Consider the following 13479-nt stretch of genomic DNA (forward strand, 5'->3'; position numbering starts at 1 on the left):
TGGCAAACAGGTCCGTTGGGAGGCGGACCGCTGCGCGCACGATGCTCACCGGACGCACACGGGGGGCGCACGGCGCACCGGCGGACGACGGACCGTGCGTCGGCAACTGGGCCGCGCGGCAGGCCAGTAGCATGATCCCGGCCCGGACACATGATCAGGCGAGGAGACCGGTCATGCGAGACATCGCCGTGTTCAGCGGCAGCGCCCACCCCGAACTCGCCGAGGAGGTCTGCTCGCATCTCGGTGTGCCGCTCAGCCCGACGCGGGTCAGCCGCTTCGCCAACGACTGCCTGGAGGTGCAGCTCCAGGCCAACTGCCGCGAGCGGGACGTGTTCCTGGTGCAGCCGCTGGTCAAGCCGGTGCAGGAGCACCTGGTGGAGCTGCTGATGATGATCGACGCGGCCCGCGGCGCGTCGGCGTCCCGGATCACCGTGGTGATGCCGCACTACTCCTACGCGCGCTCCGACAAGAAGGACGCCCCGCGCATCTCGCTCGGCGGCCGGCTGGTGGCCGACCTGCTGGTGGCGGCGGGCGCGAGCCGGGTCCTGACGATGACCCTGCACTCGCCCCAGGTGCACGGCTTCTTCTCGGTGCCGGTCGACCATCTGCACGCCCTGCGGGAACTGGCCGCGCACTTCAGCCAGTACGACCTCAGCCGCACCACCGTCGTCTCCCCGGACCTGGGCAACGCCAAGGAGGCGGCCCACTTCGCCCGGCTGATCGGGGCCGACGTGGCGGCCGGGGCCAAGCAGCGGTTCGCCGACGACCGGGTGCGCATCAGCTCCGTCATCGGTGACGTGGCCGGGCGGGACGTGATCGTCCTGGACGACGAGATCGCCAAGGGCAGCACGGTGTTCGCCCTGCTGGAGCGGCTGCGGGAGCTGGGCGCGCGGTCGATCCGGGTCGCCTGCACGCACGGGCTGTTCGCGGCCGGCGCGCTGCGGCGGCTGAGCGAGCAGCAGGACGTCCTGGAGATCGTGTGCACCAACACCGTGCCGGTGCCGGCCGAGGAGCACACCGGCAAGCTGCGGATCCTGTCCATCGGCCCGGCGCTCGCCGAGGCGGTGCGGCGCATCCACAACGGGGAGTCGGTCAGCGCCCTGTTCGACGCACAGCCGATCGCCTAGCGGGCGGGGAGCGGCGCTGCGGACACACCCCCGGACGGTCAGACGGGGTCGGTCGTCGCCTCCGGCTGCTCCCGGGCCGCCTCCAGCGCGGCCTTCAGGGTCGGCCGGGGCGGCAGCAGCCGGGACAGGCCGGTGATCCGCAGCATGCGCAGGGTCAGCGGGTGGGTACACACCAGCTGCAGCCGTCCACGACGGTCCGCGACCCGGTGCCTGGCCCGGTAGAGCAGCCGCAGACCCGAGCAGTCGAAGAACTCGATCCGCGAAAGATCGATGACCACGCGCGGGTCCGGGACCGCGGTCGCCGCGTCCAGATGCGGCACGATCTCCTCGGCCGCGGCGATGTCGATCTCACCGCGGAACTCCAGCACCGTGTGCCCCCGCTCCCGCAGGACGCGCAGATGCCGGGTCAGCGGTGCAGATTCGTGCCGCACGACGCCATCGCCTCCAGCCTGCTCCGTGCGCGGGGGTACCACGGGGACGGGCGGACGACGCCAACGCCGTTCGCCGTCAAGCAAGTTACCCTCGCTCGACAGATTTTGAGCATGTTCGATTGACATATGTCTTCGATTTGCGGTCGCTGGTGCGCCGGCCGACTGATTCTGCTCTCTGGGGATAACCGTTCTCCACCGGGCGGGGCGCGGGCCTGCCCCGCGAGCGGCGAACCTGAGCGGAGGAGACATGACGGTGGTGACGGCGGGCGTGGTGGTGCTGGACTGCGCCGAACCCGAGAAACTGGCCGAGTTCTACCGGGAGTTGCTGGACGCGGAGGAGACCGAGGCGGGCGCCGGCCGGGTGGAGCTCCGCTCCGCCGACGGCTTCCGGCTGGCGCTGCGCCGCGACATGAACGCGACCGCTCCCAGCTGGCCCCGCCCGGAGAACTCCCTCCAGGCGCACCTGGAGTTCGTGGTGGACGACCTCGACGCGGCGGAACGCAGGATCGTGTCCCTCGGCGGGCGCCCGGTGGAGGCGTCCGACACCGGCGGCCCGCTGGAGGAACGCGGCTACGCCGACCCGTCCGGCCACTCCTTCACCCTGCGCTGCGGCCCGTCCACGGCACCCAAGCAGGGCTGAGTCCTCCCCGCCCCGCCCGCGGGGCGCACCGTGCGGGGTGCACCCGGCACGGCCTCCGGGCATTCACGGCACGGCCGGGCGCGGGGAACACGCTCCCCGCGCCCGGCCGTCGTGCGCCCGAAGGACCTCGGCGGCAGGTCAGTCGCGGCCCTTGTCCTTGTCGGTGACCGGCCACACGCCGGTGCGGCGCTCGATGGCCTTGGCGCCGGCCCGGTCCACGGCACTGCGCACCGCCGCGAAGATCGCTCCCTGGATCGCGGCGGCCAGCAGGATCTCGCCCCAGCGGCGGTCCCGGTCCAGCGCGTCCGGCGCGTTGTCCTCGTGCCGGATCATCTTCCAGGTCTTCTGGAAGGCGAGCCCGGCCAGGGTTCCGCCCGTCCAGCTGAGGGCGAACCCGATCGGTTTGTACGCCAGCGGCAGCTTCGGCTTCTTGCTCTTCTTCGCCACGTGGATCTCCTAGCTCGGTGGGCTGTGTGCGGTCGGTGGGTCGGGGTCAGGGGCGCCCTCGGGCGGGGACCTCCTCGTCGGCGCGGACCGGCCCCGGCGGGGTGCCGTCCCCGAACGGCCGCCCGCCCAGCTCCTCGCGGTGATGAGGCGTCAGCCAGCCCGACAGGTCGGGGCCGAGGGGGACGATGCGGGTCGGGTTGATGCCTGTGTGCACCTGGTAGTAGTGGCGCTTGATGTGGTCGAAGTCGACGGTGTCGCCGAAGCCCGGGGTCTGGTAGAGGTCGCGGGCGTACGCCCACAGCACCCGGTTCTCCGTCAGCTTCCAGCGGTTGCACTTGAAGTGACCGTGATACACGGGGTCGAACCGCACCAGCGTGGTGAACAGCCGGATGTCCGCCTCGGTGATGGTGTCCCCGACCAGATACCGCTGCCGCTCCAGACGCTCGGCCAGCAGCTCGAGACGGCGGAACACGTCCCGGCAGGCCGCCTCGTACTCCTCCTGACCGGTGGCGAACCCCGCACGGTAGACGCCGTTGTTGACGTCCCGGAAGACGTCCTCCATGATCGCGTCGATCTCCTCGCGCCGCTCCTTCGGGTACAGGTCGGGGGCCCCGTCCCGGTGCAGGGCCGTCCACTCGGTGGCGAAGTCCAGGGTGATCTGCTGGTAGTCGTTGGTGACCAGCTTCCCCGTGGGCACGTCCACGATCGCCGGCACGCTCACCCCGCCCGGGTAGTCCCGCTCGCGCCGGTCGTAGGCCTCGCTGAGGTAGCGGATGCCGAGGACCGGGTCCCGGCCACCGGGGTCCAGGGTGAAACGCCAGCTGCGGTCGTCCTGGAGGGGATCCACCACGGCCAGTGACAGCGCGTCCTCCAGCCCGAGCAGCCGCCGGGAGATCAGCGCGCGGCTCGCCCAGGGGCAGGCCCGGCTGACCACCAGCCGGTAGCGGCCCGCCTCCACCGGCCAGCCCTCCCGGCCGTCCGCCGTGATCCGGTCCCGGAAGTGTGCCTTCGACCGCCGGAAAGCCTTCCTGCCGTAGGCACTGTTGCCTCCGTCCGCGCCGTCGCGGCTCATGGTCGCCTCCTCCTCGCCGTTCCCGTTCGCAGGTCCCAGTGACCGCGTTCCCCGTTTTCCGCGGCCGGCACGGTGTGGCCTAGGCCGACCGGGGCAATCGCCCGACGTGAGTACACGATCGGATCGCAGGACCCGGATCACCGTGCTGGTGGCGCTCGGGGCCAATGTGGTGATAGCGGCGGCGAAGGCCGTGGGCGGGCTCGCCGTCGCCTCGCCGGCCCTGCTGTCGGAGGCCGCGCACTCGGTGGCCGACAGCATGAACGAGGTGTTCCTGCTGGCCGCCCTGCGCCGCAGCCGACGCCCACCGGACCGGCGCCACCCCTTCGGCTACGGCAAGGAGCGGTTCTTCTGGTCGCTCCTCGCCGCCGTGGGCATCTTCATCATGGGCGGCTGCTTCTCCTTCTACCAGGGTGTCGAAGCCCTGCACGGCGGCGGAGCACAGGCCACCGGCGGCTACACCGCCGGACTCGTCGTCCTCGTCGCCTTCCTCGCCGAGGGAGCCTCCCTGCTGCGCGCCCTGTACCAGGTGCGACGGCAGGGCGGCGGACTGCGCGACCCCGCGCTGCGCACGGTGATCGCCGAGGACGGCACCGCCGTGCTGGGTGTGAGCCTGGCCGCCGCCGGCATGCTGCTGCACATGAGGACCGGGCAGGCGGTGTGGGAGGCCGCCGCCTCGCTCGCCATCGGCACCCTGCTCGTGTACGTGGCCTACCGGCTCGGACGTGACGCCCGCAGCCAGCTGATCGGCGAGGCCGCCGACCCGGAGGCCGACGAGCGGATCCGGTCCCTGCTGCGAGCCCAGCCGGAGATCGACAGCGTGGAGGCGCTGTTCACCATGAAGACGGGTCTGGACACGGCTCTGGTGGCGGCCCGGGTCGATCTGGCGCCGGGGCTGGACAGCGAGCGGGTGGAGGAGGTGGCCGTGCGCATCAAACGGTCCATCTCCGGCGTCGCGCCGGAGGCGGAACAGATCTTCCTCGATGTCACCGACCACCGGGCCGCCGAGGCGTGCGAGGCATGGGAGAGCCCCGCCGCGACGGGGGAACGCGGCGGGGCCTGACACTCACGTGCCCGTCCCCGCGGAGTTCATGCACACCGGACGGCAAGGAATAGGCCGAATCCCCTCCCGAGCCGTCCGCCGGGGCATGAGGTCCGCTTCACGGCGGCGGGGAGGTCACCCGCCGTCGACGGGCTCGAGCACGAACACCGGGATCTCCCGGTCGGTCTTCTTCTGGTAGTCGGCGTACGGCGGATAGGCCGCGACCGCTCGCTTCCACCACTCGTCCTTCTCCGCCCCGGTGACCTCACGGGCCGTCATGTCCCGCTTCACCGGGCCGTCCTGCAGCTCCACATGAGGGTGGGCCTTCAGATTGAAGTACCAGTACGGGTGCCTGGGTGCCCCGCCCAGCGAGGCCACCGCCGCATAGCGTCCCTCGTGCTCGACCCGCATCACCGGCGTCTTGCGCAGCTTCCCGGACCTGGCCCCGCGGCTGGTGAGCACGACCACCGGGTAGTCGGTCCCCTGCAGGGTCGTGCCCTTGGTGCCGCCCGAGCGCTCGTACAGCTCAACCTGCTCACGCACCCACTGGGTCGGGCTCGGTTCGTACTCTCCCTCAAGAGGCATGCTCATCCGTCCCCTCGTCGTACCGGCCTCGGCTGTCCCTCCCAGATACAACACCGAGGACCCCCGGGATCATCCGTGCGACACGGCCGTCCGCAGGGGTGGGGGAACGTCATCACCACGACGGCCGTCAGGGCCGTCACCAGCCGCCCGCCCGCGTGCCCGGCCCCGGAGCCGGGAAGCGGACGACGGCGGCGGGGCCGAGCAGCATGACACCGAGCGCCGCGCGGACGCCGGTCGCAGCGTGGTGCGGCCGACCGTTTTCCGGCGGGCGGGAATTCCCGGCACCGAATGGCATTGACAAAAAGTCAATGAACACCGGGCTGCGGGGGTGGAGGAGAAACCGTGGAATCCCTTGTTCCCGCTCGTCGTACTGTGCAAAGGTGTGACGCCGTCGGCGTGCAGACAATGCATTCTTGAACGTCCCCGAGAGGAACGCAGCCGTGAAGCGCACCGGCCCGTCCGATTCCCGGGACTCGTCCCGCTCCTACGGCCTCACGGACGAGCAGCTGAGTACCGAGCTCAGGACCTGGACGGGGGCCGCACCCGCGCTGCACCCCGCCGGGGAGCTGCTGGACCGGCACTGGGAGGCGGTCTTCGCCTACGCGGGCCTGTGCACCGACGGCGCCCGCGCCGCCGGCATGCTCACCACCGCCGCGTTCACCCGGCTCTTCGGCGAGACCATGCGGCTGAGCGGCCCCACCTCCGCCTGGCGGCCGCGGCTGCTCGTCACCGTCCGCCGAATCGCCGCCGAATGGCACGCCGACGACCGGCGGGACCTGCTCCACCCCTCCCTCAGGGCCGCCGCGGGAGACCCCGGGCGACTGGCCGCGCTGCTGCTGCCGCGCCCCGAACGCCGTCTGCTCTCCGGGGCGTTCCAGCGGCTGAACGAGTCCGCGCGGTGCCTGCTGTGGCACGCCGAGGCCGAGTCCGAACCGCTCGCCGTGTTCGCCCGGCTGCTCGGCACCGACGAGGAGAACGCCCGCCTCCAGCTGGAGCGCGCCCGGGCCCGGTTCCGGGACGAATGCCTCCAGCTGCACCGCGAACTCGCCCCGGACCAGGAGTGCCGCAGCTATCTGCGCATGCTGGACGTCAGCTGCCGCCGCACCGGCGTCGCCCTCGACCCCGACCTGCGCCGGCACCTGCAGAGCTGCACCCACTGCCGGTACGCGGCGGACCAGCTCACCCGTTTCAACGACGGGGTCGGCACCGCACTGGCGGAGGCGGTGCTCGGCTGGCGCGCCCGGGACTACGTGGCGGCCAGAGCCGAGACGGCCGGCGAACCCGCACGACCGGGCGGGATACCGCCGGCCCGGCAACTGATGGATATCGCGCTGGCCGCCGGAGATCTCACCGGCGAGCGCACATTCGAAAACATCGCGGAATTCTCTGGAGCAGGCGCGGAGGCGTTCGACCAATTCGGTGCGGAAACGGACCGTTCGCGTCCCGCCGAGTCCTTTTCGCACCCCATTGCAGAGCCGTTTCCGGGGCAGTCGTCCGATTCGTTCCCGGTGCCCCGCCGCAGCAGCCCGCCGTCCCGGCGCGACCACCACCTGGCACCGGGACCCCGGCACGCCGCGCCCCGCCGCCGAGCCGTCCGCCGGGGCCACCTCGTGGCCGGGGCGCTCGGCCTGAGCGGCCTGATCGTCCTCCCGCTCGTCCTCTGGGCCGTCCTCGGGTCCGACGACGACACCGGCCGCACCCCGCCGCGCGCCGGCGGCCCGGCCTCCCGCACACCGGGGGCGGGAGCCACCCCTCCGGGCGGCCGCGACCCGTCCTGGATCGGCACCGGCAGGATCATCGAGGGCGCCCTGCGCGGGCAACTGCGCAACACCGCCTCCGGCCTGTGCGTCGGCCTGGCCGGCGGGCGGGCCGTCACCGGCGCGGAGGCGGTGCTCGCCCCCTGCTCCGGCGCCGACGACCAGCTGTGGACGTACGAGACCGACGGGCGGCTGCACAACGCCGCGGACCCCGAGCTGTGCCTGGACTCCCGCGTCGGCTACGAGGTGCGCCTCGGCGCCTGCACCGGCGGCCCGGGAGAACGCACCGACGACGTGCGCTACGACTACACCGTCCAGGGCACCCTGGTGCCCCGCTCCGACCAGCGGCTGGCGCTCGCCCCCGCCGCCACCGACGGCTCGGGCGCCCTCGTACTGAAGGTCCGCACCGACGACGACCCCCAGCGCTGGACGCTCGGCACCGTCGTCCCGGCCGACCCCCGCCTCAAGGCCGTCCACTGGGACACCGAGCCCACCGGACCCGCCCGGCTCACCGGCGGCCGGCCCCGTTGATCATGCCCCGGGTGTCCCGGGTGTCAGGGCCCGGTGCCGGGCTGCAGCACCGTCAGGAACACCGTGGAGTGGTTGCCCGCCACCGGCACCTCACCGGCCTTCCAGGGCACCCGCAGCGGCTCCCGCTCGTCCGGCGGGGTGACCAGCAGCGCGGCAGGACGGGCCGTGCGGGCGCCGGAGATCTCCGGGCTGGAATAGCGCAGTCCCGCCCAGGCGCTCTCGCCGGGCTCCAGCGTCACCCTGCGCAGCTCGCCGGGAGTGCGCACCGGGTCCGGGCCGAGCTGCCGTCCCGCCGCGTCCACGAACGCGGCACCCGGATAGCCGTACACCGTGCAGATGCGCGAGGAGGCGTTGGTCAGCACCACCGGGACGTTGCGCTGCCCGGCCCCCGGATCCATCCGGCCGGCGCTCGCGCTCAGTTCGGACGTCCGGCAGCGGCTCGCGGACCACGACGACGCCGCGGACGAGCGGGACGCCCCGTCCGGCTCGGACCGCTCGGCCGCATCCGCGGCGGGGGTGCGCGCGGCGGAGCGCACCGAGGCGGCGACGGTGTCGCTCGGCATCGCGGGCGCCGGCGAGGCGGCCGAACTCCGTCCGGCGGGAGCGGACGCAGCCGGGTCCGCGCCGCCGGTCCGGGTGCCGCAGGCCGCGAGGGCGGCGAGCACCGCCGCCGCGCTCGCGAGCCACACCGTGCGTCGTGCGTACGCCATGGTCCACCTCTCTTCCCGGGCCCCGGACGCGGTGCGGCGGGCCCGCGCTCACCGCTCCTCCAGCACCCCGAGTTCCGCCCAGATGGTCTTGCCCTCCGCGGTGTGTCTGCTGCCCCAGCGCTGGGTGAGCTGGGCGACCAGGAGCAACCCCCGGCCGCCCTCGTCCCAGGTCTTGGCCCGGCGCAGATGCGGCGCGGTGTGATTGGTGTCGGACACCTCGCAGATCAGCGTGGAGCCGTCGTGGATCAGCCGCAGCCGGATCGGCGGGGCGCCGTACCGGATGGCGTTGGTGACCAGCTCGCTGACCACCAGCTCGGCCGTGAAGGAGGCGTCGGTCAACGACCAGACGCCGAGCTGGTCGAGGACCTGCTTGCGGATGGGGGCGACCAGCGCCGGATCGGCGGGGATGTCCCAGGTGGCGACCTGGGAGGCCGGCAGCCCGTGGGTGCGGGCGACCAGCAGCGCCACGTCGTCCGCCGTGCCGCCCGGCTGCAGCAGCGTGTGCAGCACCCGGTCGCAGGTCTCGTCCAGCGGTCCCGACGGCGCGTGCGCCAGCGCCTCGCACAGCAGTGCGTGGCCGGCCTCCACGTCCCGGGTGCGCGACGCGAGCAGCCCGTCGGTGTAGAAGGCCAGCACCGTGCCCTCGGGCAGGTCGATCTCGGTGGACTCGAAGGGCAGCCCGCCCAGCCCGAGCGGGGGCCCGGTGGGGAGTTCGAGCTGCCGGGCACGGCCGTCGGGCGGGACGATCACGGGCGGCGGATGCCCGGCCCTGGCCAGGGTGCAGCGGCGCGACACCGGGTCGTACACCGCGTACAGACAGGTCGCGCCGATCTCGCCCGGGCTGCCGTCGCCCGACTCCTGCGACAGGTGCAGCACCAGGTCGTCGAGGTGGGTGAGGAGTTCCTCCGGTGCCAGGTCGATGTCGGCGAGGGTGCGCACGGCCGTGCGCAGCCGGCCCATGGTCGCCGACGCCGTTATGCCGTGCCCGACGACGTCCCCGACCACCATCGCCACCCGCATCCCGGACAGCGGGATCACGTCGAACCAGTCGCCGCCCACCCCGGAGCGCGCGGCCGGGAGATAGCGGGAGGCCGCCTCCACGGCGGCCGTGCTGGGCAGATGGCGGGGGAGCAGACTGCGCTGCAGGGTCAGCGTGGTCTCACGCTCGCGGGAGTAGCGGCGGGCGTTGTCGATGCACACGGCGGCGCGGGCGCTGACCTCCTCGGCCAGCAGCACGTCGTCGTGGGTGAACGTCTCGGGGCGCCGGTAGCGGGTGAAGGCGGCCACGCCGAGCGTGGTGCCGCGCGCCTGGAGCGGTACCGACAGCATCGAGTGGACGCCGAACCGTTCGATCTGGGCGGCCCGGACCTCGTCCACCTGCAGCCACGGGTCGAGATCGCCTGCGGGCACCGAGGCGATGATGCTGTGCCCCGCGATCAGCGAGTCCGCCTGGGGCGCGGCGGCCGGGTAGACCACCACCTCACCGGTGTCGGTGACCGACTCGGGGCTGCCGGGGATGACGGAGTGATGGGCGACCCGGCGCAGCACGACGGGCGGGTTCAGCGGGCTGACGGGGTCGCTGCCCGGCTCCTGCGGCTCCAGCAGGTCGACGCTGACGAAGTCGGCGAGCGCCGGCACACAGACCTCGGCCAGCTCCTGGGCCGTGCGGGTGACGTCGAGGGTGGTGCCGATGCGGATGCTGGCCTCGTTGACCAGCTGCAGCCGTTCTCGCGCCCGGTACTGGCCGGTGAAGTCGTGGGCCGTCACGCACACCCCGCGCACCCGGCCGGCCTGGTCGGTGAGGGGCGCCATCCTGGCCAGCCAGGCGTGCGCGCGCGCCTCTCCGGTGGCCTTCATGAAGGTCTCCATGTCGTGCCGCCGCCCGGTGCGCAGCACCTGGCGCAGGTGCTGCTCCAGCTCCGCGTGCTGGTGCCGGCCGCCCACGTCGGTGGGCCTCAGGCCGCGCAGGTACTCGGCGGGCAGCCCGAGCAGCTCGGCCATCTCGTCGTTGACCCCGCGCAGCCGCAGATGCTCGTCGAACACCATGGTGGCGCAGGGCGACTGGGACATGGCCGCCCGGACCAGCGGGTCGTCGGACTGCTCGTCGTCCGGGGGCTTCAGCGGCGACACCGCGAGCCAGTCACCGGGGCCCTCCCCGTCCGCGTCCCTGCGGTGGGCGAGGACCCAGGCGGTCACGGTGGTGCCGTCCCGGTGCCGCAGGGTGAGGGTGCCGCTCCAGCGGGCGTCCACCGGCGGCCGCGGCGTGTCCTCCTCCTCGGCCAGCAGCTCGGCGGCCGGACGACCGACGACCTCCTCCGCCGTGTGGCCGAGCAGCAGCCGCGCCCCCTCGTTCCACTGTGTGAGGGTGCCGTCGGCGGCGATCACGGCCCGGGCCGTCTCGGCATCGTCGAACGGGTCGTCCGGACTCATCGTCGCCACTCCATCGCGCACACTCACCGTGAACCGGTGTATCGCCTGAGTTCCAGCCTAGTGCGTCGGGAGCCCGCGTGGTTCCGGAGTACCACCCGACCCGGGGACCCGGCACGCGCGATCGGCGGCCGCCCCCGCGTCAGCCGGACCCCTCGTCCGGTCCGGAGGGTGCTTCGGGCGGCCGGCCGGTCCGGGCCCGTTCCACGGCCGCGGCGGGCTGCCGGTGCGCGGTCAGCGTGTACCTCCGGGCCGGGTCGAGCGGCCGGCGCACCTCCACGTACCCGCCGTGCGGCAGCCGCTCGATCACCCCGGTCTCCCGGCCGTGCTCCGCCAGCTCCGCGTCGCGCAGCTGCAGCCCGAGGCAGATGCGCCGGGTGACCACGAAGACCACGGCAGGCACGACGAACACCGCGACGCGCACCGCCCAGGTGACCGTGTTGATCGACAGATGGAGCCGGGTCGCCACCAGGTCGTTGCCGCCGCCCGCGAGCAGCACCAGATAGAGGCTGATCCAGACCGCGCCGATGCCGGTGCGCACGGGACGGTCGCGCGGCCGGTCCAGGATGTGGTGCTCGCGGTCGTCCCTGGTGAACCGGGCCTCCAGGAACGGATACGCGCCGATGAACGCCAGCAGCAGCGGGAAGACCACGACCGGGACGAACACCCCGGGAGCCAGGGTGTGTCCCCAGGCGTCGATCTCCCAGCCCGGCATGATCCGCACGAGGCCCTCGGCGAATCCCAGGTACCAGTCGGGCTGCGCGCCGGTGGAGACCTGGTCGGGGCGGTACGGTCCGTAGGCCCAGACCGGGTTGATGGTGGCCACCCCCGCGGTCAGCGCCAGCACCCCGAAGACCAGGAAGAAGAAGCCGCCTGCCTTCGCCAGGTAGACCGGCAGGAACGGGGCACCCACCACATTGCGTTCGGTCCGGCCGGGCCCCGCGAACTGGGTGTGCTTGTGGTGGACGACCAGCAGCACGTGGGCCACCGCCAGCGCCGCCATGATCCCCGGGATCACCAGCACGTGCAGGGCGTAGAAGCGGGCCACCACGTCGTCGCCGGGGAACTCGCCGCCCAGCAGGAACATCGACAGGTACGTCCCCACCAGCGGCACCGACAGCAGCGCGCCGTCCACGAACCGCAGCCCGGTGCCGGACAGCAGATCGTCCGGCAGCGAGTAGCCGAACAGGCCCTCGAACAGGGCGAGGAACAGCAGCAGTCAGCCGAACAGCCAGTTGACCTCGCGCGGCTTGCGGAACGAGCCGGTGAAGAAATGCCGCATCATGTGCGTCAGCATCCCGGCGACGAACACCAGCGCCGCCCAGTGGTGCAGCTGCCGGATCAGCAGCCCGCCGCGCACATCGAAGCTGATCTCCAGCGTGGAGGCGTACGCCTCGGACATCCGCACCCCGTTCAGGGGCGTGTAACCGCCGTGGTACGTCACCTCGTTCATCGACGGATGGAAGAACAGCGTCAGATGGACGCCGGTGAGGACCAGCACCACGAAGCTGTGCAGACAGATCTCGCCCAGCAGGAACGACCAGTGGTCGGGAAAGACCTTGCGCAGATACCTGCGGCCCAGCCGGTGGATGCCGAGCCGCCCGTCGGACCAGTCGGCGAGCCGTTCCCCTCGCGCGCCGTCCATGGGCGCCCTCCCGTGTACGCACCTGACAGCCCTGTGACGGAGACGGGGGTCCGGTCCGTGACATACCCGCACCGGCGTGTGGCGCGGGTCTCACCCGCAGCTCACCGCCCGCACCCGGCAGGTACCGCTGCGTATCGCCTGTGACCTGGGGCTATTTACGGCCCAGTACCCGAGCGGTACCGTGAAGCCATGCCAGCTCTCAACGTGGAGTTCAGCGACCGCGAGCTAGAGGACCTGCGGCAGATCGCCAAGGAGCGCGGTACGTCCATGAAGGCGCTCGTGCGCGAGGCGGCGGCTGCCGACATAGCCCGCCACCGGGCGCTTCAGGAGGGGGCGGAGGCCTTCCGCCGCTTCTTCTCCTCCCATGCCGACGAGTTCGCGGCCGCCTTCCCGGACGACGAACCTCCCGCCAAGGGTGAGGGGCGGGTCGCCTGACCCATGGCATCCGTCCTCCACATCGACGTGCCCTGGCTGCTCCAGCGGCACGAGGAGGTCCTCCCGGACCAGCCCGTCATCAACGACTTCTCCGCGCTGGTCGCCGCCGTCGCCCGGCACCGCGTGGACCCGCCGCGCCTCGGTGTGGACTCGGACCCCGCCTGGCGGGCCGCGGCGCTGCTGCACACCCTCGCGGTGCTCCGGCCGCTGCCGTCGGCCAACGCCCGCTTCGCCTGCGCGACCGCGGTGGCGTACATGTTCGTCAGCGGCGTCGGTATCGACCCGCCCTACGGGGCGCTGGTCGACCTGGCGCGCGATCTGATGTCCGGTGAGACCGACATCTACGGGGCCGCCGACCGGCTCCGCTCCTGGCAGATCTGACCGCCGCAGCCGATGGGGCGGATCCGGCGCCGGGACCCCCGGCGGATCCTGCCGTCGGAGCCCCTGACGCCTTGGGTGCCGGACGTGTGCGGCGCCGGAGCGGGGAGGGCCCCTCGGGCCGCCGGCCGAGGGCGGGAGGGAGAACAGGGCCGGCGGCCGTTCGCGCAGGAGAGCCGCCGTCCTGCGCCTGACCTCCGAGAAGGGCCGTGACCAGTTGACTACGCCCCGGCGTGCGCCGGGAGCGTGCGCGGC

The 13479-nt window shown here is 72.9% G+C and carries 12 protein-coding genes and 1 pseudogene; 6 read left to right on the top strand and 7 right to left on the bottom strand.

Annotated elements, in window-relative coordinates:
• Positions 1 to 173: 173 nt before the first annotated feature.
• Positions 174 to 1127 carry a ribose-phosphate diphosphokinase gene (locus HCJ93_RS01245; protein ID WP_167990233.1) on the top strand — a complete coding sequence of 318 codons (954 nt, stop codon included), beginning with the start codon at positions 174 to 176 and terminating at the stop codon, positions 1125 to 1127.
• A 38-nt stretch (positions 1128 to 1165) separates the two neighbouring features.
• On the opposite strand, the gene HCJ93_RS01250 is transcribed toward HCJ93_RS01245, so the two are convergent.
• Positions 1166 to 1558 carry an anti-sigma factor antagonist gene (locus HCJ93_RS01250; protein WP_309141282.1) on the bottom strand — a complete coding sequence of 131 codons (393 nt, stop codon included), beginning with the start codon at positions 1556 to 1558 and terminating at the stop codon, positions 1166 to 1168.
• Between the two features lie 247 nt (positions 1559 to 1805).
• Here HCJ93_RS01250 and HCJ93_RS01255 point away from each other — a divergent pair, with 247 nt between their 5' ends.
• The gene (locus HCJ93_RS01255; RefSeq protein WP_167990236.1) at positions 1806 to 2198 is read left to right on the top strand and encodes a VOC family protein; all 393 of its coding nucleotides are present in this window, start codon (positions 1806 to 1808) and stop codon (positions 2196 to 2198) included.
• A 138-nt stretch (positions 2199 to 2336) separates the two neighbouring features.
• On the opposite strand, the gene HCJ93_RS01260 is transcribed toward HCJ93_RS01255, so the two are convergent.
• Together HCJ93_RS01260 and HCJ93_RS01265 are read right to left on the bottom strand one after the other, a co-directional pair.
• A complete protein-coding gene (locus HCJ93_RS01260; RefSeq protein WP_167990238.1) occupies positions 2337 to 2645 on the bottom strand; it encodes a DUF4235 domain-containing protein in 309 nt (102 codons plus the stop codon).
• A 46-nt stretch (positions 2646 to 2691) separates the two neighbouring features.
• Positions 2692 to 3717 carry a glutathione S-transferase family protein gene (locus tag HCJ93_RS01265; RefSeq protein ID WP_167990240.1) on the bottom strand — a complete coding sequence of 342 codons (1026 nt, stop codon included), beginning with the start codon at positions 3715 to 3717 and terminating at the stop codon, positions 2692 to 2694.
• 142 nt (positions 3718 to 3859) lie between these two features.
• Between HCJ93_RS01265 and HCJ93_RS01270 the strand changes: the two genes are divergently transcribed.
• Positions 3860 to 4777, top strand: a complete 918-nt coding sequence (locus HCJ93_RS01270) for a cation diffusion facilitator family transporter (RefSeq protein ID WP_167990397.1) — start codon at positions 3860 to 3862, stop codon at positions 4775 to 4777.
• 114 nt (positions 4778 to 4891) lie between these two features.
• Here the strand turns inward: HCJ93_RS01270 and HCJ93_RS01275 are convergent, their stop codons facing one another.
• A complete protein-coding gene (locus HCJ93_RS01275) occupies positions 4892 to 5341 on the bottom strand; it encodes a nitroreductase family deazaflavin-dependent oxidoreductase (protein ID WP_167990241.1) in 450 nt (149 codons plus the stop codon).
• Between the two features lie 440 nt (positions 5342 to 5781).
• Here HCJ93_RS01275 and HCJ93_RS01280 point away from each other — a divergent pair, with 440 nt between their 5' ends.
• Positions 5782 to 7629, top strand: coding sequence for a ricin-type beta-trefoil lectin domain protein (locus HCJ93_RS01280; protein WP_167990243.1), 1848 nt, complete (start codon positions 5782 to 5784; stop codon positions 7627 to 7629).
• 23 nt (positions 7630 to 7652) lie between these two features.
• Here the strand turns inward: HCJ93_RS01280 and HCJ93_RS01285 are convergent, their stop codons facing one another.
• From HCJ93_RS01285 to qcrB, 3 genes and pseudogenes are all read right to left on the bottom strand, one after another.
• Complete coding sequence (locus HCJ93_RS01285; protein ID WP_167990245.1) at positions 7653 to 8339, bottom strand: DUF4232 domain-containing protein; 687 nt, start codon at positions 8337 to 8339, stop codon at positions 7653 to 7655.
• A gap of 48 nt (positions 8340 to 8387) precedes the next feature.
• Entirely contained in the window at positions 8388 to 10769 is a 2382-nt protein-coding gene (locus tag HCJ93_RS01290; RefSeq protein ID WP_167990247.1) for a SpoIIE family protein phosphatase, read from the bottom strand.
• 139 nt (positions 10770 to 10908) lie between these two features.
• Positions 10909 to 12411: pseudogene (gene qcrB / locus HCJ93_RS01295) on the bottom strand (cytochrome bc1 complex cytochrome b subunit).
• Between the two features lie 189 nt (positions 12412 to 12600).
• Here qcrB and HCJ93_RS01300 point away from each other — a divergent pair.
• Positions 12601 to 12846: a hypothetical protein gene (locus HCJ93_RS01300; protein WP_167990248.1), complete on the top strand. Its 246-nt coding sequence runs from the start codon at positions 12601 to 12603 to the stop codon at positions 12844 to 12846.
• Positions 12847 to 12849: 3 nt separating this feature from the next.
• Positions 12850 to 13227 (top strand): toxin Doc, encoded by a 378-nt coding sequence (locus HCJ93_RS01305; protein ID WP_167990250.1) that lies wholly within the window; start codon positions 12850 to 12852, stop codon positions 13225 to 13227.
• Positions 13228 to 13479: the final 252 nt, after the last annotated feature.

Origin of the sequence: Streptomyces composti, assembly GCF_012034205.1 — a bacterium.
GTDB classification, from domain to species: Bacteria; Actinomycetota; Actinomycetes; order Streptomycetales; family Streptomycetaceae; genus Streptomyces; species Streptomyces composti.